Source organism: Enterococcus dispar ATCC 51266 (assembly GCF_000406945.1).
Lineage (GTDB): Bacteria > Bacillota > Bacilli > Lactobacillales > Enterococcaceae > Enterococcus_C > Enterococcus_C dispar.
The window spans coordinates 46,265-72,754 of record NZ_KE136354.1 but is presented as its reverse complement, the minus strand read 5'-3'; the positions used below and the strand labels follow the sequence as shown (position 1 = coordinate 72,754).

Here is a 26,490-nt window from a genome sequence, read left to right as displayed (position 1 = left end):
CTAAATCCCTTCTTCCGCTTCCGCTGCTTCATCTTCATCATCATGAATGACTAACTGTGCGTGAACGACACCGCTCTGACCTGCAGCAACTGCTTGATCAACCAATTGATTTAGTTCAGTGTTAGCGTAGCGTAACCCAATTGTTTCAATTAACATTGGTAAATTAGCTCCGGCGATTACTTCAACATTTTCAAAATCTTGTGCTGCAATCATCGCTGTTTTGAAAGGAGACCCCCCTAGCAAATCACTAAAAACTAAAACTCCTTCACAAGTATCTGCTAATGTTTGTACAGCTTGCTTCATTCGTGCTTCAAAATCGTCAACATTTTCGCCATCAGCAAAAGCTACGACTTCAAAAAAATCTGGTTCGCCCGCAATCATCGTTAAAGCACCATAAAGACCTGGTGCAAACGAACCATGACCAGTTAATACGCAACCAATCATTTTACCGCCTCCTTCAAATAATAACGTCACTCATCTGGTAGTAACCACAAACCAATTATAAAAGCGCTAACATCTTCTGTCAAGGAAAATTTGCAAATTAAAAATAGCAGTGCCACATTTAATAAGTGAGGTTAATTAAGGTTTTTGCCACTAATAAAGAACAAAACTGTAAATTTTATACAGATTTTTTTTATTTTTAAACTGGTTATAACCTCGAAGAATGAGAAAAGTTATACGCACTCGTTTAGCCCGCAAGCAATAAGATGGAATTTTGTTAAATTGTCCTTTAAATTTCTTAAAACTTCAGCTTATTGTCCAAGAGAGGCCGTTCATATAGCTAGACACCAAAAACCGGAAGATATATTGCCTTATTACTTGTGTCAATTTTGTAATCCATCTAGCTATAAAAAAAAGCACTTAGCAAAATGCTAAGTGCCAATTTCTCCATGTTTTATGATAGGCTGTCTACTTGTTCAAAGTCCAATTCTGTACTTGTTTCGCGGCCGAACATGTCAATATTCACTTTCAACTTTTGTTTTTCTTCATCGATTTCAGCAACTTGGCCTTCCAGACCAGCAAATGCACCCTCGATAATTTTAACAGTATCGCCAACGTTGACTTCTAAATCACTTGTCCGTGCGCTCATACCAATTGAACGCAAGATATGATTGATTTCTTCTTGTAGTAAAGGTGCGGGTTTGCTTCCGGCACCGTGTGAGCCGACAAAACCGGTAACGCCAGGTGTATTTCGTACTACATACCACGATTCATCAGTCATGACCATTTCCACTAAGACGTAACCCGGAAAAGTTTTATGAACGACTTCTTTTTCTTTACCGTTCTTTAATTCTTTTGCAGTTTCTTCTGGGACAACAACACGAAAAATAAAATCGCCCATACCCATACTTTGTGCCCGTGATTCAATATTTGCTTTGACTTTGTTTTCATAACCCGAATACGTGTGTAGCACATACCAGTTTCTTTCAAATGATTCCATTTGTTTGGCTCCTTTTGTCTAAAATAAAAAAACCTCAGTTCCCCGAAGTTTTTCTTCTTGGCTATTATAGCATTTTTTACATTGTTCAGCTAGTTAATTTATTTTAAAATCCAGCCGAAGACACTCTTAATCACTGTGTCCATCACAAAGAACATGGCGGCAAAAATCAAAGATGTTTCAATAACAACCAGTGTATCTTTGCGTAACTGTGCCTTTGTCGGCCATGTTACATTTTTCATTTCATCTACTACACTACGTAAAAATTTCATGCCTACTGCCTCCTATTTGGTTTCTCGATGCAATGTATATTGATTGCAATATTTACAGAATTTATTAATCTCCAAACGTTCGCCTTTTTTCCCTTCACTCACAGATTTTGTGTAGTTACGAGATCCGCAAACGGAGCAGGCTAAAGCGGCTTTTTTCGCACCCATCTTTATGGCCTCCTTCAAATTGATCAGACTTTTATTCAACCAGCCATTTTTAACCACTGATTTATTTACAAAAGTACACTTTAACTTAGCATGTTTTTTTCTGACTGTCAATGAAGCTAACCAGTTATGCCTTTTTTAAGAGAATATGATATGATAAATTTGTTAAATTGGAAACAATGGAGGGTTTGTTATGCTACTAAAAACAATGGTCTATAAAAAAAGAGATTTGACAACTGTCAAAGAAACAGCAACACTGGCTGAAGCACTTAAAATTTTGGAAGATTCAGGTTATCGCTGTGTACCGATACTCGATGAAAATGAAAAAATCTTCCGCGGAAATATTTATAAAATGCATATTTATCGTCATAAAGCTAACGGCGGCGATATGAATTTACCTGTGACTCACTTATTAAAAAATGCGACAAAATTTATTTATGTGAATTCTTCTTTTTTCAAAGTCTTTTTCACAATTAAAGAATTACCCTATATTGCTGTGTTAAATGAAAATAATGAATTTTATGGTATTTTAACCCACAGCTCACTTTTGAACATGTTATCCCAATCTTGGAGTGTCGATCAAGGAAGCTACGTTTTAACGATTGCTTCAACAGGTAAACAAGGTGATTTAGCTGCAATTAGTAAAATTATTGCTAAATACAGCAGCATTGCTAGCTGTATTACATTAGACATTGGTAAAGATGAATTTATTCGTCGGACACTTATCACGTTACCCGCAAAAACTGATAAAGTGGTTTGTGATAAAATTATTAGTCACTTGGAAAGTAAAAATTTCAAAGTCGTCGAATTAGAAGATTTGACTGCTGCCGAATAGGGAAAGCGAAACGGACTCTTTCAGCTCACAAACAATAAGACGGCGATTTGCTAGATTATTCTACAATTTTTTTGAAATTGTAGCGCCGTCAATCTCTTCAACTAAAAAAAGATTTGGGAAAACCCCAAATCTTTTTTTATAGTTGTTTATTAAAGTGTAGGCGATTATTTAACCACACCATTACCGGTGCGGAGATACTCATAATGATTAACTCACTTAAAGCCGTCGTCAAATATGTTGGCCAAAATGGCAAATCCGCCGTAATCATCAGCATAATGGCAATTAAAAACATGCTGAAAGTGAAAAAGGCAATATTAAAGCCTAATAACACTTTTTTATCTTTCACTTTATTTTGTAAGAGACTGGTTAGTGTTAATGCCAGTAAGGTTTGTCCCCCACCAAAAAGCACATCCATAATACCGTAGCCAAATAGCGCATTATAAATGACAACACCTAAAAAAATCCCCCATAAATACTTCCGATTAAAAACGACTAAATGGTTTAAACTTTCTGAAATTCGAAATTGAATTGGTCCCGCAGAAAATGGTGTAATTAAAGATAGGGCCACATACAAAGCCGCCACAATCGCATTTACTGCCAAGACTTTAATATTACTGTTACTTTTACTCATTTGCACAAATTTTTCCTTCTTTCTCCGAGTTTTGATGACGCGGGATGGTTGATGAACCGCGATATTTTTCAGTGATTTTTTCAAAACCACTTACAACTTGTTCTATTTTAACCACATTGTCACCATTTGACCAGTATTTTTTGCTAAAGAAAGCAAATTAGCAAATGGTCTTCAATTTTTCCTTTTATCTTCTAGTTAAAGCCAAGCAGAAAATAATTAACCCCTTCAAAAAGAAAACGCTTGCAAAAACTATTGGAATATGGTATAAAATAGGTGTAAGGGGTCATAGGAATTCCCAGTAACGTAGACGATGTAGGTTCTACACAGCAGAGAATTGTTATGAGACTTAAAAAAACAGCTAAAGGATGTGGGAATTTGAGTTACTCCTTACTAATTGAATAGGGTCTAGTGAGTTGAATCTTTATTAAGTGGACATCAGAACCTTAATAAAATAGACGAAAAAGCACCAAAACAGCAACACCTTCGAAAAAAAACTCACTAGATCTTTTTTTGTGCGCTTTTTTCTTTTCACTCCTCGGTTTTTTCTGTTAAAATATGGAACATTAAGTGTAAAAGAGGAGCAAAAAATTGTGAAATTTCATTACATACTCTTGATTAATCAAGTATCCGGTAATGGTAATGGTAAAAAAACCGGTGAGATTATTCAAAATTTATTAAATGAACAGCATATGAGTTATGAAAGCCATTATACGGAATATGCCGGCCATGAAGCAAAAATTGTCGAAGAATTGGCCCTATCCAAATTGGTTGGCTGGAATGATGAAATAAAAGCTGCGTATGAAGATAAGATTTATCCTTTGTTGGTAGTGATTGGTGGCGATGGTACTTTACATCAGGTTTTAAATCAATTTTACCGCATGAATAAAGAGTTCCCGGTGAGTTATATTCCTGGAGGTTCAGGAAATGATTTTGCTCGCGGTATTAAACTACCAAAAGATCCGCAAAAAGCCTTTTGGGCTATCCAACGAGCCAAAGAACCACAAATGGTTAACACTTTAACCTATGATGAAAAAATTCAAAATGAAAAAGGTTTGGTCATTAACAATGTCGGGATTGGCTTAGATGCCGCCATTGTTGCGGCTACAAATAATTCTCTGACGAAAAAAGCTTTAAACAAGTACAATCTTGGTTCTTTTGCCTATATCGCCTCAATTGTAAAAGTCTTGTTCACACAAAAAGGATTTTCCATTTTATTGGAAGTAAATGGTGAAGAACATACTTTCAAAAAAGCCTTTTTATGTACGACAACAAACCATCCTTATTTTGGCGGTGGTGTTGCAATTGCTCCAATGGCTAAGGCCAATGAAGATAATCTCGATCTCGTCATCGTGGAAAGAATTTCAATGATAAAAATTTTGGGTTTGGTCTTGCGCTTAATCACCAATAAATTAACGACTTCAAAACATTATCATCATTATAGTGGTCATAAACTACGGATCATCTCCACTGTTCCCCAATATGGTCAAGCTGATGGCGAGGTAATGGGTTCTCGTCCTTTTGATATTACCTTTGCGACTAAGTCCCAACTGATTTGGTATTATTCTGATTAAAATTTTAACTACAAAATACGCTAACTGCCTTCTCGTATCCGAGCTCTAAGTCAGTTAGCGTATTTTTTTTGTCTCATAGAGATTTATATTTACTTGCAGACCACATTTTTTTGGGACTTACATAAAATCCATCGGACTTAACCCATCCATTCCAATTAATGGATCAATGGCGTTTTCTCGGACCAATTGTCGGGTTAAAACAAAGCGAAGTGGCATATCTTCTTTTGAGTCCACCTGGGCCAAATTATTTTCTTCAACCAAATTGACCGCCGAATTTTCTTTGACAGCCTCATGGGTCAAAGAAAATTCAGATTCATAAGTTAAAGGCTGATGTTGTTTTTGACTTTCAGTTGTTTCAGTTGATTTTTCTATTTCTGTTGTGATTAGACCATCTGATTTTGAAGCAGTTAAGACTGCTATTCTTTGGGCTAAAGTTGTTAAACGGTTAGCTGATTGATTGGAGACACACGTTTGAAAAGCCTGACTTTCTCCTAATAAAATTAATTTATCTTTACTGCGGGTAACAGCGGTATAAAGTAAATTACGCTGTAACATGCGTTGGTATTGAAAGACCATAGGCAAGATCACCATCTCAAATTCACTACCTTGCGATTTATGAATGGAGCAACAATAAGATAAAGTGATTTTTTGCCAATCATTGCGCTTATAAGTCACCTCATTGGCATCAAATTGAATAACTAATTCATCCACTTTATCCTCGCTATCTTTAGCAAAAATAATTCCAACGATTTGTCCCATATCGCCATTAAAAACATTCTCTTCTGGCGAATTAACCAACTGCAACACTTTATCACCAATTCGATACACGTGGTCGTGAAATGAAACTTCTTTTTTCGTACCATCATTGGGATTAAAAATTTCTTGCATCATCTTATTTAACGCATCAATCCCTGCAGGCCCCCGATACATCGGTGCTAACAACTGAATATCTTGAGCTGTAAAGCCTTTTGCTTTGGCTTTAGTCACGATTTGAGCAATCAAAGGCTCAATTTGTTGTGCATGACAAGGAAAAAAGGAACGGTCTGCTTTATTTTGGGTAAAATCAGTCGGAAGATACCCCTCTTTTATTTCATGGGCTAATGAAATAATCGTTGAGCCATCTTCCTGGCGGTAAATATCCGTTAGTTCCCGCTGCGGAATTTCTTTGATTGCCAGTAAATCATGCAGCACTTGTCCTGGGCCGACTGAAGGAAGTTGATCTTTATCACCGACAAATATAACTTGCATGTTATTAGGAATTGCTTTTAACAAGGAGTTGGCAAGCCATGTGTCCAACATCGACATTTCGTCGACAATGAGTAAGCCGCCGGCTAACTCATTAATCTCCATTTCACCCGCTTTTTCTCTTCCCGTTAATCCCAACAAACGGTGAATGGTACCACTTGGCAAACCGGTCGTTTCATTCATCCGCTTTGCAGCACGTCCAGTTGGTGCTGCTAACAAGATAGGAAAGACTTCTTGGGTGTAGTCTAACGGATCCAAACTTAAATCGTTTAATTCAGCAAACAATTGGACAATCCCATTAATGACCGTCGTCTTTCCTGTACCAGGACCACCCGTTAGAATAAACAGCGGTGAAGCCAGGGCTGCTTTGATAGCTTCTGTTTGAGAATTTCCATAATGAATTCCTAAGTCTTTTTCTAAACTGGCTAATTTTTTATCAATTGTTTTTTTAGGGTACTTAATTTCTTTTTTTCGTTGTAACATCCGCTGAATAGAACCTGCAATGCCAATTTCAGCAAAATACAAACTATTTTCATAGATACGGGTCGCTTCTTGTTGAATTTTATCTTCTTCAGTCAAAGCAATGATTACATCTGCCAATTGTTCCGGATTAATTTCTACTGGTCGACTTTTTTCTAAAAGAAGTAACGTTTCATCCAATAAGCGATCAGCTTCTATATAAGTATCCCCACTTTGTAGCGAACTTTGAAAAACCTGATGTAAGACAGCCGCCCGCAGCCGCTTTTCACTGGTAGCTGCAATTCCTAATTGTTCAGCTAGTTGATCAGCTTTTTTAAAGCCGATTCCCTCAATATCTTCGACCAATTGGTAAGGATTTTCTTCAATAATACTCAAAGCCTGACTGTGATACATTTGATAGATGGCAAAAGAAAGTTGACTGCCAAACCCATACTCAGACAAACCGACGACAATTTCATCCATTCCCTGGTTGGCACGGACGATTTCAGCGATCTGCTGCTGTTTTTTTTCTGTTAAGCCGGTGATACTTGCCAAAACAGAAGCATCCGCAACAATTTTTTTTATCGCATCTACCCCCAACGTGGCAACAATTTTTTCAGCCGTTTTGGGACCTACACCGGGAAATTTTTCACTTGCAAAATAATTAATCAATCCATTTTCAGAGGTGGGTTGATTTTGAGAATAACTTTCTACTTGAAATTGCAAACCATAGCGAGCATGTTCAATCAATTCTCCATAAAATTGGTATAAAGTATCTTCGCTAATATCGCCAAACGAACCCGTCACAACGATTTGCGGCTCTTGATACGCAGTATTGGTTTCCGCGATGTCAATTAACATGACTTTATAAAAATTGCCGGGATTTTCAAAAAAGATTGCCGCGACTGTCCCACTGACAAAATTTCGTTCTTCCATGCAATACCGGCTCCTTCCTATAATAAGGCGTCTAAGCTGCTTTGATCACCTAAAAAACTGGCGTCATTCCATTTTGTTAGTTCAAATGGCGTTAAATTTTCCGGTTCTTTGGTCGACAGAATGCTTAAACTATTATTGACTAAGCCTCCCATTTCCCGTAACTCGGATAGTGATTTACCCGCTAACCATTGGATGGCAGCCGTCAACGATGCCCCATGTCCTACAAATAAAAGTGGGCCTTTATTTTGCATCGCAGCGTCACAAACAACTGTTTCAATCCGCGCTAGAACATCTTCAATTTTTTCCCCGCCAAAAACACTAGGGTCATAACGATCCAAATGATGGCGTAAATTGTGCAATTCTACCGGATAACGTTTAGACATGTCATCGATTAACTGTCCTTCCAGCTCCCCTAAACCAAGCTCTTTTAATCCTTCATTGTATATAATTTCAGGCTTGTATCGCAGCTGCTCCAAAATTCCTTGGGCTGTTTTCATCGCTCTTGGGGCTGTACTGGCATATATTTTTTCAAAAGGAACATCTTTAATCTGTTGGCCCAACAATTCTATTTCCGCCAAACTTTCTGTAAGTAAGGGAGAATCTCCTTTTGCTCCTTGAAAGCGGCGTTCATTATTCCATTCAGTCTTACCGTGACGGGTAAAGTATAACTCCATGATAAAAGCTCCTTTAATTGTGAGTAAGTAAAATTTAGTCTAATTTATCATTTTCATAGTGATGGCTTAATTCTAAATTAGGAAACCCTTGCTGTCTTAGTGCTTCATAAATGACTAAAGCTGCGGTATTGGATAAATTCAACGAGCGTACATGGGTATCATTCATCGGGATACGCAAACATTTTTCTGCATTTTCCCGCATAAATTCTTCTGGTAGTCCTGTCGTTTCTTTACCAAACATCAAAAAAATTTCTTCATCAGCATTGTAATCTACCCCGCTGTAGACTTGATTGGCAAATTTTGTAATCAAATAAAGACGACGTTCTCCTAAGTATGCTAAAAAGGCCGCTAAATCTTTATGGTAAGTGATATTCACATCATGCCAGTAATCTAAACCAGCTCGCTTTAAGTGCTTATCATCAGTTGAAAATCCCAAAGGTTCAATTAAATGCAGCGGGGTATTGGTGGCAGCACAAGTACGGGCAATATTGCCGGTATTGGCGGGAATTTGGGGTTCAAATAAAACAATATGATTCAACTTCATTACTCCTTTTAGTGTAATAATTATTTTTATTTTGCTTTTCTTTATAAAAAGGCGATTATTCTCTCTTACTATAGCACTTTCAGTAAATGTTTTTGTAAAAAAAGTGCAAAAAAAGAACGTATCGGCTCGGTGTTAATCACTGCGAGTCGCTACGTTAGTGAAGTTCTTTTCACTAACTTTTATCAGAACAGGAACCTGATAAAAACCAATGAAAAATGACTTGTTTGTAATATATCACTCTTGAATAAATAATGCAACAGTTTTAACCGAAAAAAGTCACAAAAATTTCAATTTTCTTTTCCAATTAACAAGTCTAAGTCGATTGTAATTTTATTTAATGAACTTTTGGCTACTTGATCTTTTTGCGCTGCTGATACGCCCCACTCTAGAGGAGACATTTCTAATAGGGCGAGCTGATTTTCAGATGAAACATCAAAACTATACGTTATTTCATGATGATTTAAAAGCTTAAATTGTTCTTTAAAATGTTGAATGACTTCATTATTTTCATAATGCTGTTTCTTTTTATCGTCAGGATAAAAAGCCTGTCGCAGTTCTTGCAGATAACCACTACGAGGAACTACTTTTATAAGGGTGCCATCTGTTTTTAAAACACGTTTAAATTCACTGTAATTTGAAGGAGTAAATAAATTCAACACACTATCAAAAACTTGCGGGCCAAAAGGCAGACGCGTTAAATCTGCCACACACCAAAATAAAGCTTCTGGTTGCTCCGTGGCCAGATAAACCCCATCTTTAGCGATATCAAAACCAATACCGGTGATATTTTTTCCTATAGCAATATTATTAAAGAAACTGCCTTCCCCGCACCCCACATCTAAAATGGTGGTATTTGCTGGGACGTATTCCCGAATTTTTTGTAACAAACCATCATACATTCCCGCCTTTATTAGCTGGCGTCTGGCAGTAAATAATTTGCGATCATAACCACTTTGAATATTTTTCTTCAGAAAATACAACGTTCCTTTTTTCGAAACATCAAAGCGATGCCCCAATTGACAGACGAGTCCTGTAGGTGAAGGGGACATTTCACTTTGACACAATGGACATAAAAATAAATTACTATTTTTTGCCACAAAATTTTTTCCCCAGTCAATTTTTTTTAACATACTATTTCCTCGCTTACTTATATCTATATAAATAATCTGTAGTTTTTAGCTACTCTACTTTAACACAAGGCTGTGCTAAAATACTACATGAAAGTAAAGAGTCTGCTCACTTCAAATAATTTCAAAAGGAGACTAACATGATTAAAGAATTTTGTGCCGAAAATTTTACTAATATTCCAGCCGCTATTTATGCCGGAGCTAAACGGATTGAATTATGCGATAACTTAGCCGTAGGAGGAACAACGCCAAGTACTGGGGTAATTGAAGAAACACTAAGTTATGCCGGCGAAAAGAATGTTCCTGTTATGACGATGATTCGTCCACGAGGCGGGGATTTTATTTATAATGATACCGAATTGAAAATTATGCATACTGACTTAATTGAGGCTAAGAAAATGGGGACAGATGGTGTTGTATTTGGTTGTTTGACTCCCAGTGGTTGGCTTGATGAAGAAGCTTTAGAGTTACTAATCGACACTGCTGAAGGAGTACAAATTACCTTTCATATGGCCTTTGACGCCATTGTAAAAGAGCGCCAACTTGAAGCCATCGACTGGTTAGTAGAACATGGTGTAGATCGTATCTTAACCCATGGTGGGCCAAGCGGGACACCTATTTTGGAGAATATTCCTCGTCTCCAGGAATTAATTTCTTATGCCAACAACCGCATTATTATTTTGCCTGGTGCTGGTATTAATGCCGATAATGTTGCGTCAATTGTGACAGAGTTAGGCGTTAATGAAGCCCACGGCACAAAAATTGTGAACTTAGACTAAAAGAAGATTACAGTGAAGCTATACTTGGCACCCTTTTTTCTATTTGCTCCACTGGTCAAACGCTTGGAATGTCAAAATAAGTTCTCGTTAAAGAATTTAGAAAGGAGTCACAATGAAAAAAGCTGATGCAATGTATGCGTATGCTCGCAATCACAAATTAGGACAGAATATCACCCCTTTTTTAGGAGGCTGGTTACAGCGCAAGCATTTTGGTTTAATTGAAGATGCACTAGGCAAAGATGAAGAAGTAATCGCAAGTTTTATCGGACGCCATCATCCAGAAGATATTGAGAACTTTACTCCCTTTGAAGGAGAAGACCGTCCTGCTTTTGAAGAAAGAATCCGAACAAGACAAAGTGGTAAAGTCCGTTACTTTGACTGCAAAGGATTTCATGCTTATGCTGTCACAGATGCCGGACGACTCATTTTTGCGCGCTGGGTACCTTTTAATCACGACTATAAAAGTATTCCCTTAGATAATATTAATACCATTAATCCCAATACGCGGATTTTTTGGGGCTCAGTTCGCATTGAAAGTTTCCGCGAAGTTTTTAGTATCTTTTGGACAAAAAAGACTGTTTTTGCAATTGCAAAATTATTAGAAGATAGTAAAAGTGATATGCAAGATGGCGTGATGGATGGCATTACCACTGGCAAACGGGCGCGCCAAATTCGTCAAGAAACGGTCAAAGTACAAACGCCTTTAACCACCGAAACAAACTTTGAAAAGTTAAAAGAGCGTAAAAAGGCCCTGGATGAAGGGTTAATTACATTAGAAGAGTACGAAGAATACAAACGACGCTTTTTGGAATAAGCGAACTTTTCTTGAGGTGTTAAAAAAAATAAAAATACCCAAACGATTGTGTCATCTCTTCTTTTCCTGCGAATCATTGGAAAAGAGACGATTCTTTCGTTTGGGTATTGTTTTAAGAAATAAAATACTGCATAAACAGACTCGCAATATTAAAGTAAATCAGCACACTGGTTAAATCGCTTAAGGTAGTAATAAAGGGGCCACTTGCCACAGCCGGATCAAAGCCAAGTTTATCCATCAGCATTGGAATAAAACTGCCGGCTAAATTGGCAACAGTAATGGCACACATCATAGCCATTCCAATTACAAAGCCAAGAATTGGATTGTGTTTCCAAACCGCTACAATAATAAAAATAGTCAGTCCGGTAATAAAACCTGTTACAAGGCCGGTTAAAATCTCACTTACAACAGTTTTCACAAAATTATTTTCTTTATCATCATTGATGGCTAAGCGTCTTACAGCAACGGCTAAAGATTGTGTTCCAGCATTCCCGGCAGTCCCGGTAATTAGTGAAATAAAGACAGCCAAAATACTAGCTTCACTAACTAATTCCTCATAGTGGGAAATTAACGTTGCCGTTGCCATGCCTAAAAACAACAACGTAATCAACCAAGGCAGCCGTCTACTAGCCGCTTTAACGGGATTTTCAGAAACTTCTTCAACGTTGACCCCCGCTAAACCGGAATAGTCACTTGCTGCTTCATCGTCGATAACATCGATAATATCATCAACTGTAACAATCCCTAACAAATGATCATCGTAATCTGTGACTGGTAAGGCCAAAAAATCATAATCCCGAAAAGTTTGCGCAACGTCTTCTTGATCGTCCCCTACATGAACCGAAATCACTCGTTCGCTCATCACGTCTTGAATCATAGTATCATCTTCATTGACAATTAAATCTCTTAATGAAATAACACCCACTAAATGATTTTCCTGATCTACGACATAAATATAATAAATTGTTTCTGCCACATCTGCTTCATTTTTTAACACATACATCGCAGAACGAACTGTTTGATTGGCAACAATGGAAACAAATTCCGTTGTCATAATTGATCCGGCAGTATCATCTTCATAATGGAGAAGTTCTTTAATTTCACTCGCGTCTTCTTTATCCATTAAGCTTAAATATTTATTAACCGCTTTTTTATCTAGTGTGTTTAATAGGTCAACAGCGTTATCGGTATACATTTCTGCTAACATAGCTGCTGCATAGCCCGGACGCATTTCCGAAAGATAATCTGTCATATGTTCGTCATCTTCTTCAATCACGTCAAACATATCCGCCAACTCTTTTGGTGATAAATAACCATACATGCGGTGGCGTTCTTCACTGGTGAGGGACTGGTAGAACTGCCCCTGTTCGTATATGTGCATTTCTAAGAAAGGTTCTCTGAAGCCTTGCATATCATCTTCAAGCAATGCTTGTTTCAACACAGCAAAACGTTCTTCAAGTTCTAAATTTTCATCCACTCACACTCACCACACATTCTTAAATATTTTGAGCTACCTGTGTCATATCTTCAGGTAAAGCTAAAGTAAATGTCAAACGTTCACCACTAAAAGGATGATTAAATGACAACTTATAACAATGTAACGCTTGGCGCTCAATCCCAGCGGTCATCCATCCACCGTATAAGTCATCCCCTAATAAAGGACAACCAATTCCGCTAAAATGCACACGAATTTGATGAGTACGCCCAGTATGAAGTTTAATATCAACTAATGCCATGTTTTCGTTACGTTTTAACAACCAATATTCTGTTTGTGCCGCTTGACCATCCTCAGCAACTTTTCGTTTCAATAAAGAACTTAAATCGCGGGCAATAGGCAAATCAATCATTCCATGTTCTTTTAGCTGATTCATTTCACCAGCAACGAGAGCTTGATATCTTTTTTCTACTTGTTTCGCGCGCAATTGGCGATCTAATTGCGCATGAGCAAAACCGTGTTTAGCAAAGAGCATCAGCCCCGTCGTATCCCGATCCAAACGGGTAACCACATGAATGACCTGGTCTTTATAATTTTTCATTTTATAATAATGCTTCACACGATTAGCCATAGTACCATTGGGGTGATATTGCGCAGGAATTGAAGCAACTGCTGCTGGTTTATTCACAATTAAAAGATGTTCATCTTCATAAACAATGGCAATCGGTGTTTCGTCTAGGAGCACGGTTTCATGCTCTTTTTCATCTGGCACGACAATAGTAACCCTATCATTTGGACGTAAAGAATACAAGACATTTTCACGTTTATCATTGACTAAAATCAAGCCCCCCTGGAATTTAATTTTTGCCAATAACCCCTTGGAAATGCCTTGCTCCTTTAAAAAATACTTCAATTGTTGTGCTGTTTCTTTTTGATATTGATACATAAATTCCATAACTACCTAATCTTCTCCAATAAAAGCGTCTTTTACCCGATGCCAAAAGTCCATATGCCGAAAAGAAGCAAAATGAATACGTTCATGGGCAATTTTATAATAAACTGCTGCAATGTGATCTTTTTGAATATCCAGTTGATCAACTGTAATCATATAATCATTACTGTCTTGTAAGCGTATCTCCATCCATTCATCGGCAGATATCACTAAAGGTGACCCTAATGTTCTGAAAACGCGATTGTTCAAAGAAGCAATTTCTGCTAATTGAATTGCATTAATACTAGGGTGTAAAACAGCTCCCCCTACACTTTTATTGTAGGCAGTAGAACCAGTGGGAGTCGAAATAGATAGGCCATCACCACGAAAACGTTCAAAAATTTCTCCTTTTAAATAAACATCGGCTACCATTGTGCGATTGCCTCGTTTAATCGTCGACTCGTTTAAGGCTAAAAAATGCTTTGCGGGCTTGTCATCTTGATATTCAATACGAATATCCAATAAAGGATAGCTGATACTTTCTCCGCGATTTTCTTTTAAACTTGAGACCAATTCTGGTATTTCATAATCTCGCCAATCCGTATAAAAACCTAGATGACCGGTATGAACCCCTAAAAAACTCACTTGATCTAATAAATGATTATAGCGATGAAATGCTGAAAGTAGTGTCCCATCTCCTCCAACAGAAATAACAATTTCGGGGTGTCCTTGATCAATTTCAATCTTATTTTCAGCTAAAAGTTTCCGCAGCTGCCGCTCTGTCTTTTCAGATTGAAGACCATGATTTGAAACAATGGCAACTTTTAATGTCATTTATGTTTCCTCCTGATCAATGGAAGCTTGGTAATAACTATCGTCTGATTTGCCCCGCCCGTGAGAAAATAAGCGTTGCGCTTCTTGAATTTCTTCACGAATCGTAGACATTTCTTCATCTAATTGATAAGCCGCTTCTGCTGCACGCTGCAAACGAATCTTCATTTCTTCTGGAAAAGCACCCTGATATTTATAATTTAATGAGTGTTCAATCGTAGCCCAAAAATTCATTGCTAACGTCCGAATTTGTATTTCTGCCAAAATGATTTTTTCGCCATTTACTAACTGAACAGGATACTCAATTACTAAATGATAAGAACGATAGCCGCTCGCTTTTTTATTTGTAATATAATCGCGTTCAATAATCACTTTCATATCTTTACGGTTACGCAATAATTGCACAACTTGATGAATGTCTTCTACGAACTGACACATGATTCTAAGACCGGCAATATCTGACATTTCTTCTTCCAACCGTTCCATAGGAATGTGCCGAATTTGACTTTTGGTAATGATACTTTCCACTGGTTTTACTCGACCAGTGACAAATTCAATTGGTACATGTTGATTTTGTTCGCGAAATTGTTTGCGAATTCCCCGCAATTTTACTTTTAACTCTGATACGGTTTGCTCATATGGTGCTAAAAATTTATCCCAATCTCGATCCATAATCATCCCTCAATTTTCTTTAATACATACCATTGTCATTTTACCATAAACCCACTTAAATCTTTATCACTTCAAATTGAAAAAATATTCCAACAATTTAATCGTATTAATTGCGTATATTCGCATTTTATGGCACAATAGGAAATCGATAAAATTGCAAACAGGAACAAATTAACTGGTAATAGCCTAAATAGTTCGTACTGGTTTGTAAAATTTCTAAGTAAAACGCTATTTTTATTAGGATTATCTAAATTTTAGTATATTTCTTTTATATAATTTTTTATTAATTAAAAGAATACTCTATTTTCACAGCTTAAACTTGCAGTTTCATATCTTAACACGTAAACTAATGAGGGATTATGATGAGTCAATCAACTGAAATAGAATTTAAAACCATGTTAAACGCTAGTGATTTCAAACGTATTATGACGTACTATCACGTTACCTCTGCGGATATTGTGGAACAAACAAATTGTTACTTTGACACTGTCGATGCAAAACTAAAAAAGGCCCACACTGGTCTAAGGATTCGTTTATTGCCTGAATATGCAGAAGTGACTTTAAAAACACCGCAAAAAGAAGGCCTTTTGGAAACGACTGAAAGATTAACCCCGGCAGAAGCAAAAAAATACTTAACTTTACAACAAATTCCTAAAAATGGACCTGTTGAAAAGAAATTGGCAACGCTCAATATTGCCATTACAGATTTACATATGATTAGTCAGCTAACGACAAAGCGGGCAGAATTTTCTATTGCTGCCGGTTTATTAGCGTTAGATGAAAGTTTTTATGGATCGACTGGGCATGACTTTGAATTGGAGTTGGAAGTAAAAGATGCCAAAACGGGCAAAGCTGCTTTTGCCCAACTATTAAAAGAATTAGCAGTTTCTTACGTGCCGGCAGAAAATAAAATTAGCCGGAGTCTTAAAAAAATGCAAAGCTAAAAACTGTTTATTTTCATTTTTTCTACGTTTCTGCTAAGTTGAAGTAGCGAGAAACGACTCAAACTGTTGGAGGAGATTTAAGTGATTGAAATTTATTTGTTTGTCAATCCTTTAGGGGCTGTCTGTTTAGGTTCAGAAAAGCACCTATGGCATTATGTACAAACATCGGAACAAAAAATCCAATTTCGGCTGATGCCTTTAGTTAATATGCAAACTATCACTGCGGTAATGCAGCGACGCAATATTCCTAAACATGATATTGATGCAAGAAACCAACTTTTTGAAAATACTTATTCTGCCGCTTTAGATGCCAAAGCACTCCAACTGCAAGGCAAGAAAAAAGCTCGTGAATTTATTATGCAGATGCAAGAAGAAATTGCTTGTAATGGCCAAGAGTATAATCAAGAATTAGTCCTCTCTTTAGTAACTGACGTTGGTGGCGATTTGGAAATGTTTGAAGAAGATAGACGCAGCGATTTGGTCAAAACATTATTTCAGGAAGATCAAAATACTGCTCGTGAAATGGGTATCACCACTCATCCTTCTGCCGTTATTTACAACTATGCTTGCGAAAGAGATTATGGTGTATTATTAGAAGGAGCCGAAGCTTTGGCTGATATTCCACGACTTTGCCAAGTTGATCAAGAAAATTATCAAATTTTTCATATTGACGGTTATTTGCAACGAAAAAATGAGCGGCGCGTGCCTCACGATAGCAAACATTTGAAGTTAATGTAAAATAAGCCTTGGCTCACTTGCCAAGGCTTATTTTTTATATCGCAGCTACTTAAGTATCAATATAAAACTAGATTTAGTAGCGCGTAAAAAATTCAAAATTTAGTTCTGATTAAGAATACCAAAAGACGAATCTCTGAGATTTCTCCAAAGAGCTAACCACGTTCACTTCACTTTTCTTATAATTTGGCAACTAATGCTTCTAATTCAGTTAATCGTTGTTCAAACATCTTCATCGCATCTTCTATATAATCCGCTTTTGTCATATCAACACCAGCTTTTTTCATTACTTCAATTGGATAGTCACTATTACCTGCTTTCAAGTAATTCAAGTAATGGTCCAACGCACCATCTTCTTTAGCTAATATTTTCTTCGCTAATGCTGAAGCAGCCGAAAAACCAGTCGCATATTGATAAACATAATAATTATAGTAAAAATGCGGAATTCGTGCCCATTCTAATTTAATTTCTTCATCATTTTCAACATCGGGACCGTAATATTTCGCATTCAAATCACCATAGTAATCATTTAAATATTCACTGGTTAACGGAACGCCCTTTGCATCTTCCGTGTGAATGAAATGTTCAAACTCTGCAAATTGAGTCTGACGGAAAATAGTTCCTTTGAAGCCATCTAAATAATGATTCAAGACATATGCCCGTACCTTCGGATCTTTTTCCGTTTCTAACAAGTATTCAGTTAAGATATTTTCATTCGTGGTGGAAGCAATTTCCGCTAAGAAAATAGAGTAATCGCCATAAACGAATGGTTGGTTATTACGCGTAAAGTAACTATGAACACTATGTCCCATTTCGTGGACTAAAGTAAATAATTGATCTAAGGTATCATGCCAATTCATTAAAATGTAAGGTGCTGTATCGTAAGCACCGGAAGAATAAGCACCGCTACGTTTTCCTTTATTCTCAATAACATCAATCCAACGACTAGCAAAAGCTTTGGTCACCACTTCATTGTACTCTGGTCCCATAATTTGTAAGGCATCTTTGGCCTTTTCAACAGCTTCTTCATAGGAATAACGGATTGGTGCTTCCCCTAAAATTGGCGTATACATATCGTACATATGCAAGGCATCTGTTGCTAATAATTTTTTGCGGAGTGCCACGTAGCGATGTAACAAAGGCAAGTGCTTATTGACCACATCAACTAAAGTGTCATACACACTTTCAGGAATATGATTATTACTAAGAGATGCTTCTCTAGCAGAAGCATATTGGCGTACTTTGGCTTTAAAATTGTGGCCTTTCACATGAGAACTTAGCGTTTGCGCAAAAGTATTCCGGAACTGGCCATAAACACTGTATAAGCCTTTAAAAGCAGCTTCCCGCACAACAGGGTCAGTGGATTCCATTAATTGGCCGTACACACCATGAGATAACTGAATTTTTTCACCTTCGCTATCTTCAATGGTAGGAAAAACCAAGTCTGCATTATTCAAAACAGAAAAAATATCATCTGCTGCACCAAAGATTTCACTTGAACCCGCTAATAATTCTTCTTGATCTGCCGGCAGTACATGTGCCCGATTATCTACCATTTGTGTTACATAGTGCCGATAAATTTCTAACTTTGGCTCTTGGTCAAAATAAGACCAAATTTGTTCATCTGACAAAGTTAAAACTTCAGGTTCAAACCAGGAAACAGCTGCACTGGCTTCTGCAAATAAACTACTGGCACGAGCATATAAACCCTGATAGACAGTATTTCCGGTATCTTGATCATTTTTCAAGTGGCTATAGACATAGAGCGTTTCCAATTTACGATAAATCCCCAAACAAAATTCCAAAGCCTGTAAAAAGGCGGCCGGACCTTTGTGCAATGTGCCTTTGTATTGGTCTGCTTGGTTTAATTCTTCTTTCAATTCAGCAAAGGCCGCATCAAAAGCTTGGTCATCGGCAAAAATTGGAGTTAAATCCCACGTCATTTTTTCTGGTAAGCTTTCTCTAGTTGGTAATTGTTTTGTCGCCATCATTCAACCTCCTGATAATTACTTCAACGAAAAGTTATCATTCTCTTCGATTACTTTCTATACTATCACAACTGGCTTTTTTTAGCGGCAAAAACTTCTTGTTAGATTCCCTGATAAAGTGAGACATTCCTGATAAATTTCCTTTAAAATCGTTTTTTGACAGACTAATGGGAAATCCCATTGCCACTCAAGTTGGTTAAGTTGCTGCACCCATTGGTGGCAACTGTTACTCTGTAAAAATAAGAAACGTAATAACAACAGTTCATGTTCAAAGAAAAAATGATAGCGACTACTGCTATAACACCAAAAAGGCAAGTCAAGCATATTTCCTTGATGCAGATAAAAAAAGTGTTGTATCCGCAAAAAACGTTGTTGCCGACGAAACAATCGCTGCCGCAAAAAACGTTTATAAGCTGCCTCATGCCAATAAGATTTAACTGGGTTTAAAGTCAAAAGTGGAACGTTTGCTCCCATCTTTTGGCTATTGGCAATATTTTGACATTGCCACTGATATCCCCGATTAAAGTCCCAACTGATGAGATAGTAAACTCTCATTTGTTGTACTTTCGTATCCAAATACCACAAGTAAGCCGTTTGGTTCCAATAACAGAAGCATTTTTGCAACTGACTAATTTGCTGACGCGGAATAAATTTTTGCCCGACTATCCACCATGGCTGATATTGAAAAGACAAATAATTATAAGTACGTTCTTTAAAGCGTTGTAATGTTAAAGTGGAACATTGAAATTCAATTGGCATTTTATCCATCAGTAGATCCGGGCGTTGCTTTAAATGCGGCAAATAAACTTCAAGTTGGCTATGAGGAAACTGTTGATTGAGCCAAATTTTCCCAGCCAAGTGTTCCGCCGTTTCCCCTTCTGATAGAGCCTGACAAGCATCACTTTTCCAATGGGCAAAATGGGCTTGCTGTTTTTTCCCTTTTTTTAAACATAATTGTTTTTCACAAGCTGGACAGATGAACTCCTCTCCTTTTTTTGCCACTAAGGCTGTTACAAGTTCTCCTTTTTTATTTTTGCCGATTAACATTTTTATCCCCCGCAAGAATCTACGCAAAATTGGTAAAAATGCGCATAAGATGGAGAAAACTTAGGTTCTACAGGATTAATACTTACTTACAACAAGAAAAAATAGGACAAAAAAAGATCTGGAGGCTATCCAGATCTCATTTTTTTAATGTATTAAAAGTAATGACGGGTGGTTGCTAGCGCGTCACGTTCCATCAAAAGCTTACCATGTTCGGCTAAAACTTCTGGTGTTACTTGACTCAGGCGAGCAAACTCACTTAGACAGGCTAAGTAATCATCGATTTGATTTTTTAACAAATAATCATCGGTAAATCGAATTTCTAAGAAGTAAAAATGATTTAATTCATAAAGATTGGTTAATACACCTTCACCGCCGTCGAATTCATGGGCCAATTGAATCATTTGTTCAAAATCTATCATCTCAAAGACATAGTCTCTTTTGATATCTGTGATCTCTTCTTCCTCTGGGACTTCTTGTAATTGCTCTGCAATGTGCTTTTTCAAGAAATCACTCACCTCTTCAGCACTACCATCTGTCATTTGTTCTAAATTGGTAAACTCTTCATTTGGAATATTTTTACTGATAAAAAGTTCCAGTCCATCGCCTTTTGGTAGCACTTGAAAAGTAACAGCTTCGCTGCCTTTAAATTCTTCATTGACATCTACCTCTTCCAAAATACTATAAAAGAAGTTTTCAATTTCATTATGGTTACCTAACAAATCCAAAAAGGTAATTCCTCGGTCAGCTAAATCTTCACTTTTAATGAGAACACGAATCGTATTGTCGTTAATATGTTCCATTTCCATCTTAGCTACACCTCGCTTTTCTAACATTATAGCTACATTGTAACGGAACCTTATCAAATGTAAAGGAAAACCTCGTGATTTAGTAAATCTTAAAAATCCCAACAAAAAAAGCCGTTATGAGGTCAAGACCTATCTGCCTAGAAGCAAAATCTTCCTTTAACAAATACCAAACTAAACCACAAGGTAGCCATTCAAAAAAGAAAAAGATTTCATAAAAAATAGAACAACTTGGCAGGCTCAAAATACCCGTTTTTTTGCTGTAATATACCTTATAAATCAAAAAGACTGTCACGTATTACGTGACAGTCAAACTTCTTATAATCCAGCCATTAATTGTGCGTGCCGTAATTCTAATTGGCGTACTTCGCGTGGTAAGAAACGTCTGATTTCATCTTCGTTAAATCCAACTTGAAGACGTTTTTCGTCGATCATAATCGGACGACGTAATAAACCAGGATTCTTTTGTACCAAGTCCAGCAATTCTTTCAATGGTAAATCGTCTAAATCAATATTCAATTTTTGGAAGACTTTTGAGCGGGTAGAAATAATTTCTTCAGTTCCGTCTTCAGTCATTTGTAAAATTGCCTTTAATTCAGTAATATTCAATGGTTCAGAAAAGATATTACGTTCTACAAAGGGAATTTCGTGCTCTTGCAACCACGCGCGAGCTTTTCTGCACGATGTACAGCTAGGGGAAGTATAAAGTGTCAACAACGTGTATCACTCCTTCTTTATTATTATAAGTCACCTCTTTGTGAAGTCGCTTATAATTTCATCTGAGTTCATTATACCCAATCAAAAAAAAAAATACTACCCTTTTCTCAAAAAAAGTTTTAAAAAATTAAAGTTATCTTAATGACATATTCCTAGACTGCTTACGTTTTCACTCGTTTTCACGTTAAAAAGATTAGAATTATCAAATTTAACTGCCATTTATTTGCTTATATATAGCACAGCGTGTAATTGCCACATGCACTGTAACACAAACAGAAAATTCGTTATATAATTTCTGAAATTTCGTTTTTTAAATTTTGTTGTATACACAACAATAAATTTGTCTAGACAAATTTATGAGTGCTCATCACTCTTTTAATCAATATTTTTAGCAAAAAGTAAAAAAAAGATAAAGTGTAGGTCAAGATACGTTATTTTTTTACTCTTTTTAGCAGCGAATCTGTAATAAATGACTAACTAAAAATCAGCAAAAAGATTGTGAAAATATCATTTGAAAAATTATATTTTTTAATTTTTCATCCCAAACCAAATTATTCAGAAAATTCAGAAATAAAATACCATTCACTACTTAATTAATTTTTTTGTCGTATTTATTTTAAATTAATTTAATTTTTGACCATTTTATTCTTTTGATAAAAAAGAAAATTTTCTAGAATTACTTTTCTTGTGAAAAGCACAATTATTTTTTAAGTAAAAAAAACTGTAATCTCATTCGCATTTTTTTAAAAGTGCTGTTCTTAATTAGGTAAAGAAAACCTTTATAAATCAGCCTTTTCCTCTTTAATTTTACGGTTCTTTTCGTTAGAATGAATCCAGATCTTATGAAATTTGCAGAAAATTTGAAAGGAATGGCCTTTTTTGATTAACGCAATTGTTTTTGATGTTGACGACACAATTTATGACCAGCAACAACCTTTTCGTAACGCAGTTCACCGTGTTCTCCCTTTAGTAACCGATACCGATATGCATGAACTTTATATTCGCTTTCGCTTTCACAGTGACGAAACTTTTTGTAACGTTGCAAAAGGACAATGGAGTTTAACTTATATGCGCAATTATCGCATTATGGAATCTTTAAAAGATTTGGATTACTCCCATATCACCGAAACTACCGCATTAAAATTTCAAAAAATCTATGAAGAAGAATTAGATAATATTATTATGCATGAGTCTGTTTTTGAAACATTAAACTTTTTAAAAACACAAAATATTCCTATTAGTATTATTACAAACGGTCCTACAGACCACCAATATAAAAAAATCATTCAGTTAAATCTACTAAACTGGGTCAAGGCAGATAATGTGATTATTTCCCAAGCAACGGGCTTCCAGAAACCCGAGCGAGAAATTTTTCAATTGGCTGAAAAGGAATTCGATGTCAAGCCAGAAAACACACTTTATGTTGGTGATAGCTTTGAAAATGACGTAGTTGGCTCCAAAAGTGCTGGGTGGAAGTCTTTATGGTTCAATCATCGTAATCGAGAAATTCCGTCTGGTGAAAAAGCAATTCAAGATATTGAATTAACTTCTTTTGATCAATTAGCTCCTACGATAAAAGCTATTTTTGCTTAATAATTGAAGGAGAAAACAAATACTTTCTTGCCACCCATAATAAAAAGCACATTGCTTCTCTTGTATAAAAGAGACAATGTGCTTTTTTTATTTTTAAGAAACATCTGATAAATTATTCACCAGCACTTAAAATCATCCGAATATCGGCTTCTGTGAGTTGCTGTAGTTGCGTTTCATTGCCTTGAATCACTTTTTGGAACAATTCCCGCTTATCCTGCTGTAACGCATTCATGCGTTCTTCAATTGTTCCTTCTGCAATCATCCGCCACACCTCAACCACTTTTTCTTGGCCAATACGATGGGCCCGACCAGCCGCTTGTTCTTCTACTGCTGGATTCCACCACAAATCATATAATATCACTGTATCTGCTCCAGTTAAATTCAAGCCGGTACCGCCGGCTTTTAATGAAATTAAGAAGACATCTTTTTCACCTTGATTAAATGCGTTCACCATTTCAATACGATTTTTTGGTGGCGTGCTTCCTCGTAAATAAAAGCTCTCATAGCCTAGTTTGGCTAGTTCTTCTTCAATAATTGTTAACATTCCCGTAAATTGCGAGAATAAAAGAACCCGACGCCCATTTTCTTTAGCAGCTTGGATTAAGTCTTTGACTTGCTCCAATTTCCCAGAAGTACCTTCGTAATCGTCAATAAATAGTTTAGGGTCACAACAAATCTGCCGCAATCGGGTTAAACCTGCTAAAATACTGATCCGATTTTTCTTGAAGGCAGCTGCATCCATTTGACTAATTTCTTCTCGCATTTGGCGTAAATAGGCCAAGTAGATTTTCTTTTGATCTTCCGTTAGCGCACTGTAATAATTGGTTTCCAGTTTTTCTGGTAAATCTTTTAGCACAGTCGCTTTATCTCGTCGCAATACAAATGGTTTAATCATCTGGGCAATTTGTTCAGCAGATAATTGGCGATAGCGCTGTTGACTTGGGAAAAATCCTGGCATGATCATTTCAAATAAGGACCATAATTCTTCCAAATTATTCTCAATCGGGGTTCCACTTAATGCAAAGCGATGAGGAATCACTAATGAACGTAAAGCTTTCGCAGTCTTAGTGGCTGCATTTTTCACCATCTGCGCTTCATCTAAAATCAACTGATCTAAAGATAATTCGCGATATAAATCAATATCTTGTCTTAGACTAGCATAGGAGGTGATATAAATATCCACATCCTGCGCTAAACAATTCATGCGTTCTTGTTTGTTCCCCCCCACTACGGCAGCTTTTAAACTTGGTGCAAATTTTTTCAATTCAGCTAACCAGTTAAAAGTTAAACTGGCAGGAGCTACAATCAAAGTCGTTTTAGTGGCATCTGCCTGCTTTTCTGACAGGAGATAAGCAATGGTCTGTAATGTCTTTCCTAGACCCATTTCATCAGCTAAGATACCGCCAAATTGATAATGCGATAACATTTTTAGCCAACGAAATCCCGTTACTTGATAAGGACGCAAATCTGCATTTAAGCCTGCTGGTAACTGGGCGGGATAATTTTCAGGATGAGTTAAGTCTTTGACCATCTGGGTAAAATCATCGCTAAAAGAGACATTGGCAGCTTTTAACTGATCTTGGAGAACAAGTCCTTGATTTAGCGGCATTTTAATTACACCATCTTGGCTTTTTGTTTGGCGCAATTTTTGCAAAACAGCACTCGTTTCTTGAAACTCAGGCGTTTCAAGCGATAAAATCTGTCCATTGGTTAATGTATAAAAGGCATCTTGATTTAACAGACTGCGCAAAATATTATCTATTTCTTTTTCACCAATACCAGAAATATCAAAGTGAACATCCAACCAGGAACCGTCACTGTCAACTTTTACTTCTGGTTCGATTTTATGGGCATCTAAATACAATTCCCGTAATTTTTTGCCTAGTTTTACCGTGCCCAGTTGTTGCAAAGTAGGCAATTCACGAGTAAAGAAATAATATAAGTCACTTCCAGTGGGCAGATTTTTAACAAAGCCTGCCTCGTTTTCCTCATAACCTTGTTGTTGCAACAAATGACGCGCACGATCTTCTTTTTGATAATCCCGTAAAACTTCCGGTTGATTTTCTTTCACCATATTATTAGCTACATTGCTAGAAAAAATCGCATCTCCATAACTAAATTGTAATTCGACAGCAATTTGTCCTTTTTTCTTTCGTAAAATAAAGCTAATTGCCAAATCCTCATCACTAATGTATTGATAGACTTCTGTGGCAATGTTCACTTCCCCAATTTGACGGAGTAAAGGCAAAACTTGTTTAAACAAAACAGACAATTCTTTTTTAGCGTAAGGAATTTCCTTTTTTTCAATGCGCTTTAATAATTGATCTAATGTTAAATAAATCTCCTGTTGACAACTACTCAAAGGATGAATCTTTTCATCAATAATTCCCCAGTGATAGTAATTGAACACTTGGTCATAATCTTTTTCAACAGCTAAGACAAACTGCTTCTTATCTTTTTTTACTGAAAAAGCTAAGGGTAATGCCGCATCAGAAAAAAGAATGGGACTCAATTTTTTTTCATCGTAGCCAAAAGTTGCGCCTAACTTACCTAGCATTTCCAAGAGCTTTTGCCCCCAACCAATAGGAACTAACAAGTATTTCTTATCTAACTTCCCGTTAACTAAGATGCCGGTTTGCCCCATTAGTTGCTGCGTTTGTGCCATGCCCCACAGAACCGTAAGAGCTTCATTGACATCTGGTGTAAACGCTTGTGGTTCAATTAAAAAGCTATGTTGTTTATTGATTAAAATTTTCTTTTGTTCAGAATAAGCTTGTAAAAATTTGTAAATATTTTTAACAATATAATTACGTGTCGTTCCTCTTTGCCCTACTTTTAGACTAATACCAAAAACCGCTAACTCTTTATGATAGGGATTTGTTTCAATCGCATCAATATTAAATTGTAAACGCAAAGGAATAGCTGTACCTTCTGCGGCCGGTAACTTTAATTTGGCAAAACCATTCGTAAACATTTCTGCAGTTGAAAATTTACTTTTCACTGGTTGTTCCATACTGCTCATAAATCGGGTTTTTCCTTGTTGGCGTAAAAACAGTTCTACTGCAACGGTATGTTTACAGTAATGATGTTCTTCCCAGTAAGGACATTGACAGTAGTCTTCTTCTTTTGCGGTGGCATCCAAATCCACGAGATATTCTTCACTGCCCAAAACGACAGCGTGCCAGACTTTATTGGCTGGATCCGGTGTTACTGATAGTACTCTTCCTTCATTGAGGTATGTGCGTCCTCGTTCAATTACTTTTTCAGGAATACTCCACTTCACCCAAATCTCTCCCATCTAATAATT

General features: G+C 36.7%; 25 protein-coding genes. 7 read left to right on the top strand and 18 right to left on the bottom strand.

Features of this window, described 5'->3' with window-relative positions; all coding sequences use genetic code 11:
* The 4 genes from RK01_RS00325 to rpmG all read right to left on the bottom strand — a co-directional run bounded on the left by RK01_RS00325 (position 1) and on the right by rpmG (position 1,875).
* Entirely contained in the window at positions 1-444 is a 444-nt protein-coding gene (locus tag RK01_RS00325; RefSeq protein WP_016171298.1) for a PTS sugar transporter subunit IIA, read from the bottom strand.
* 451 nt (positions 445-895) lie between these two features.
* Positions 896-1,441 carry a transcription termination/antitermination protein NusG gene (gene nusG, locus RK01_RS00320; RefSeq protein WP_016171297.1) on the bottom strand — a complete coding sequence of 182 codons (546 nt, stop codon included), beginning with the start codon at positions 1,439-1,441 and terminating at the stop codon, positions 896-898.
* 98 nt (positions 1,442-1,539) lie between these two features.
* Positions 1,540-1,710 (bottom strand): preprotein translocase subunit SecE, encoded by a 171-nt coding sequence (gene secE / locus RK01_RS00315; protein ID WP_016171296.1) that lies wholly within the window; start codon positions 1,708-1,710, stop codon positions 1,540-1,542.
* 12 nt (positions 1,711-1,722) lie between these two features.
* Complete coding sequence (gene rpmG, locus RK01_RS00310; RefSeq protein ID WP_016171295.1) at positions 1,723-1,875, bottom strand: 50S ribosomal protein L33; 153 nt, start codon at positions 1,873-1,875, stop codon at positions 1,723-1,725.
* 190 nt (positions 1,876-2,065) lie between these two features.
* Here rpmG and cbpA point away from each other — a divergent pair, with 190 nt between their 5' ends.
* Positions 2,066-2,707: a cyclic di-AMP binding protein CbpA gene (gene cbpA / locus RK01_RS00305; RefSeq protein WP_016171294.1), complete on the top strand. Its 642-nt coding sequence runs from the start codon at positions 2,066-2,068 to the stop codon at positions 2,705-2,707.
* A gap of 136 nt (positions 2,708-2,843) precedes the next feature.
* Here cbpA and RK01_RS00300 read toward each other — a convergent pair whose 3' ends face one another.
* Complete coding sequence (locus RK01_RS00300) at positions 2,844-3,338, bottom strand: QueT transporter family protein (protein ID WP_211212144.1); 495 nt, start codon at positions 3,336-3,338, stop codon at positions 2,844-2,846.
* A gap of 590 nt (positions 3,339-3,928) precedes the next feature.
* On the opposite strand from RK01_RS00300, the gene RK01_RS00295 reads away from it, so the two are divergent.
* Positions 3,929-4,909 carry a diacylglycerol/lipid kinase family protein gene (locus RK01_RS00295; RefSeq protein WP_016171292.1) on the top strand — a complete coding sequence of 327 codons (981 nt, stop codon included), beginning with the start codon at positions 3,929-3,931 and terminating at the stop codon, positions 4,907-4,909.
* A 117-nt stretch (positions 4,910-5,026) separates the two neighbouring features.
* Here the strand turns inward: RK01_RS00295 and recD2 are convergent, their stop codons facing one another.
* The 4 genes from recD2 to RK01_RS00275 form a co-directional block, all read right to left on the bottom strand.
* Positions 5,027-7,549 (bottom strand): SF1B family DNA helicase RecD2, encoded by a 2,523-nt coding sequence (gene recD2 / locus RK01_RS00290; RefSeq protein WP_016171291.1) that lies wholly within the window; start codon positions 7,547-7,549, stop codon positions 5,027-5,029.
* 17 nt (positions 7,550-7,566) lie between these two features.
* Positions 7,567-8,223 carry a histidine phosphatase family protein gene (locus tag RK01_RS00285; RefSeq protein WP_016171290.1) on the bottom strand — a complete coding sequence of 219 codons (657 nt, stop codon included), beginning with the start codon at positions 8,221-8,223 and terminating at the stop codon, positions 7,567-7,569.
* Between the two features lie 34 nt (positions 8,224-8,257).
* Positions 8,258-8,767, bottom strand: a complete 510-nt coding sequence (gene trmL / locus RK01_RS00280; RefSeq protein ID WP_143139802.1) for a tRNA (uridine(34)/cytosine(34)/5-carboxymethylaminomethyluridine(34)-2'-O)-methyltransferase TrmL — start codon at positions 8,765-8,767, stop codon at positions 8,258-8,260.
* Positions 8,768-9,054: 287 nt separating this feature from the next.
* The gene (locus RK01_RS00275; protein ID WP_016171288.1) at positions 9,055-9,897 is read right to left on the bottom strand and encodes a methyltransferase domain-containing protein; all 843 of its coding nucleotides are present in this window, start codon (positions 9,895-9,897) and stop codon (positions 9,055-9,057) included.
* A 137-nt stretch (positions 9,898-10,034) separates the two neighbouring features.
* Here RK01_RS00275 and RK01_RS00270 point away from each other — a divergent pair, with 137 nt between their 5' ends.
* Entirely contained in the window at positions 10,035-10,673 is a 639-nt protein-coding gene (locus tag RK01_RS00270; RefSeq protein WP_016171287.1) for a copper homeostasis protein CutC, read from the top strand.
* A gap of 112 nt (positions 10,674-10,785) precedes the next feature.
* Positions 10,786-11,487, top strand: coding sequence for a hypothetical protein (locus tag RK01_RS00265; protein ID WP_016171286.1), 702 nt, complete (start codon positions 10,786-10,788; stop codon positions 11,485-11,487).
* Positions 11,488-11,599: 112 nt separating this feature from the next.
* On the opposite strand, the gene mgtE is transcribed toward RK01_RS00265, so the two are convergent.
* The 4 genes from mgtE to yjbM are packed head-to-tail and all read right to left on the bottom strand — an operon-like array spanning position 11,600 to position 15,356.
* Complete coding sequence (mgtE, locus tag RK01_RS00260; protein ID WP_016171285.1) at positions 11,600-12,964, bottom strand: magnesium transporter; 1,365 nt, start codon at positions 12,962-12,964, stop codon at positions 11,600-11,602.
* 19 nt (positions 12,965-12,983) lie between these two features.
* Entirely contained in the window at positions 12,984-13,877 is an 894-nt protein-coding gene (locus RK01_RS00255; RefSeq protein ID WP_016171284.1) for an RluA family pseudouridine synthase, read from the bottom strand.
* Between the two features lie 6 nt (positions 13,878-13,883).
* A complete protein-coding gene (locus RK01_RS00250) occupies positions 13,884-14,687 on the bottom strand; it encodes an NAD kinase (RefSeq protein ID WP_016171283.1) in 804 nt (267 codons plus the stop codon).
* Complete coding sequence (gene yjbM / locus RK01_RS00245; protein ID WP_016171282.1) at positions 14,688-15,356, bottom strand: GTP diphosphokinase; 669 nt, start codon at positions 15,354-15,356, stop codon at positions 14,688-14,690.
* 362 nt (positions 15,357-15,718) lie between these two features.
* Here yjbM and RK01_RS00240 point away from each other — a divergent pair, with 362 nt between their 5' ends.
* On the top strand, positions 15,719-16,300 hold the full coding sequence (locus tag RK01_RS00240; RefSeq protein ID WP_016171281.1) for a CYTH domain-containing protein: 582 nt from the start codon (positions 15,719-15,721) through the stop codon (positions 16,298-16,300).
* Between the two features lie 81 nt (positions 16,301-16,381).
* The gene (locus RK01_RS00235) at positions 16,382-17,038 is read left to right on the top strand and encodes a DsbA family protein (RefSeq protein ID WP_016171280.1); all 657 of its coding nucleotides are present in this window, start codon (positions 16,382-16,384) and stop codon (positions 17,036-17,038) included.
* A 176-nt stretch (positions 17,039-17,214) separates the two neighbouring features.
* Here the strand turns inward: RK01_RS00235 and pepF are convergent, their stop codons facing one another.
* The 4 genes from pepF to spxA form a co-directional block, all read right to left on the bottom strand.
* Positions 17,215-19,026 (bottom strand): oligoendopeptidase F, encoded by a 1,812-nt coding sequence (gene pepF / locus RK01_RS00230; protein ID WP_143139803.1) that lies wholly within the window; start codon positions 19,024-19,026, stop codon positions 17,215-17,217.
* Positions 19,027-19,104: 78 nt separating this feature from the next.
* A complete protein-coding gene (locus RK01_RS00225) occupies positions 19,105-20,070 on the bottom strand; it encodes a competence protein CoiA (protein WP_016171278.1) in 966 nt (321 codons plus the stop codon).
* 152 nt (positions 20,071-20,222) lie between these two features.
* Complete coding sequence (locus RK01_RS00220) at positions 20,223-20,876, bottom strand: adaptor protein MecA (RefSeq protein WP_016171277.1); 654 nt, start codon at positions 20,874-20,876, stop codon at positions 20,223-20,225.
* A 315-nt stretch (positions 20,877-21,191) separates the two neighbouring features.
* Positions 21,192-21,590 (bottom strand): transcriptional regulator SpxA, encoded by a 399-nt coding sequence (gene spxA / locus RK01_RS00215; protein ID WP_016171276.1) that lies wholly within the window; start codon positions 21,588-21,590, stop codon positions 21,192-21,194.
* A gap of 879 nt (positions 21,591-22,469) precedes the next feature.
* Here spxA and RK01_RS00210 point away from each other — a divergent pair.
* A complete protein-coding gene (locus RK01_RS00210) occupies positions 22,470-23,183 on the top strand; it encodes an HAD family hydrolase (RefSeq protein WP_016171275.1) in 714 nt (237 codons plus the stop codon).
* A 112-nt stretch (positions 23,184-23,295) separates the two neighbouring features.
* Here the strand turns inward: RK01_RS00210 and RK01_RS00205 are convergent, their stop codons facing one another.
* Entirely contained in the window at positions 23,296-26,466 is a 3,171-nt protein-coding gene (locus RK01_RS00205; RefSeq protein WP_016171274.1) for a DEAD/DEAH box helicase, read from the bottom strand.
* Positions 26,467-26,490: the final 24 nt, after the last annotated feature.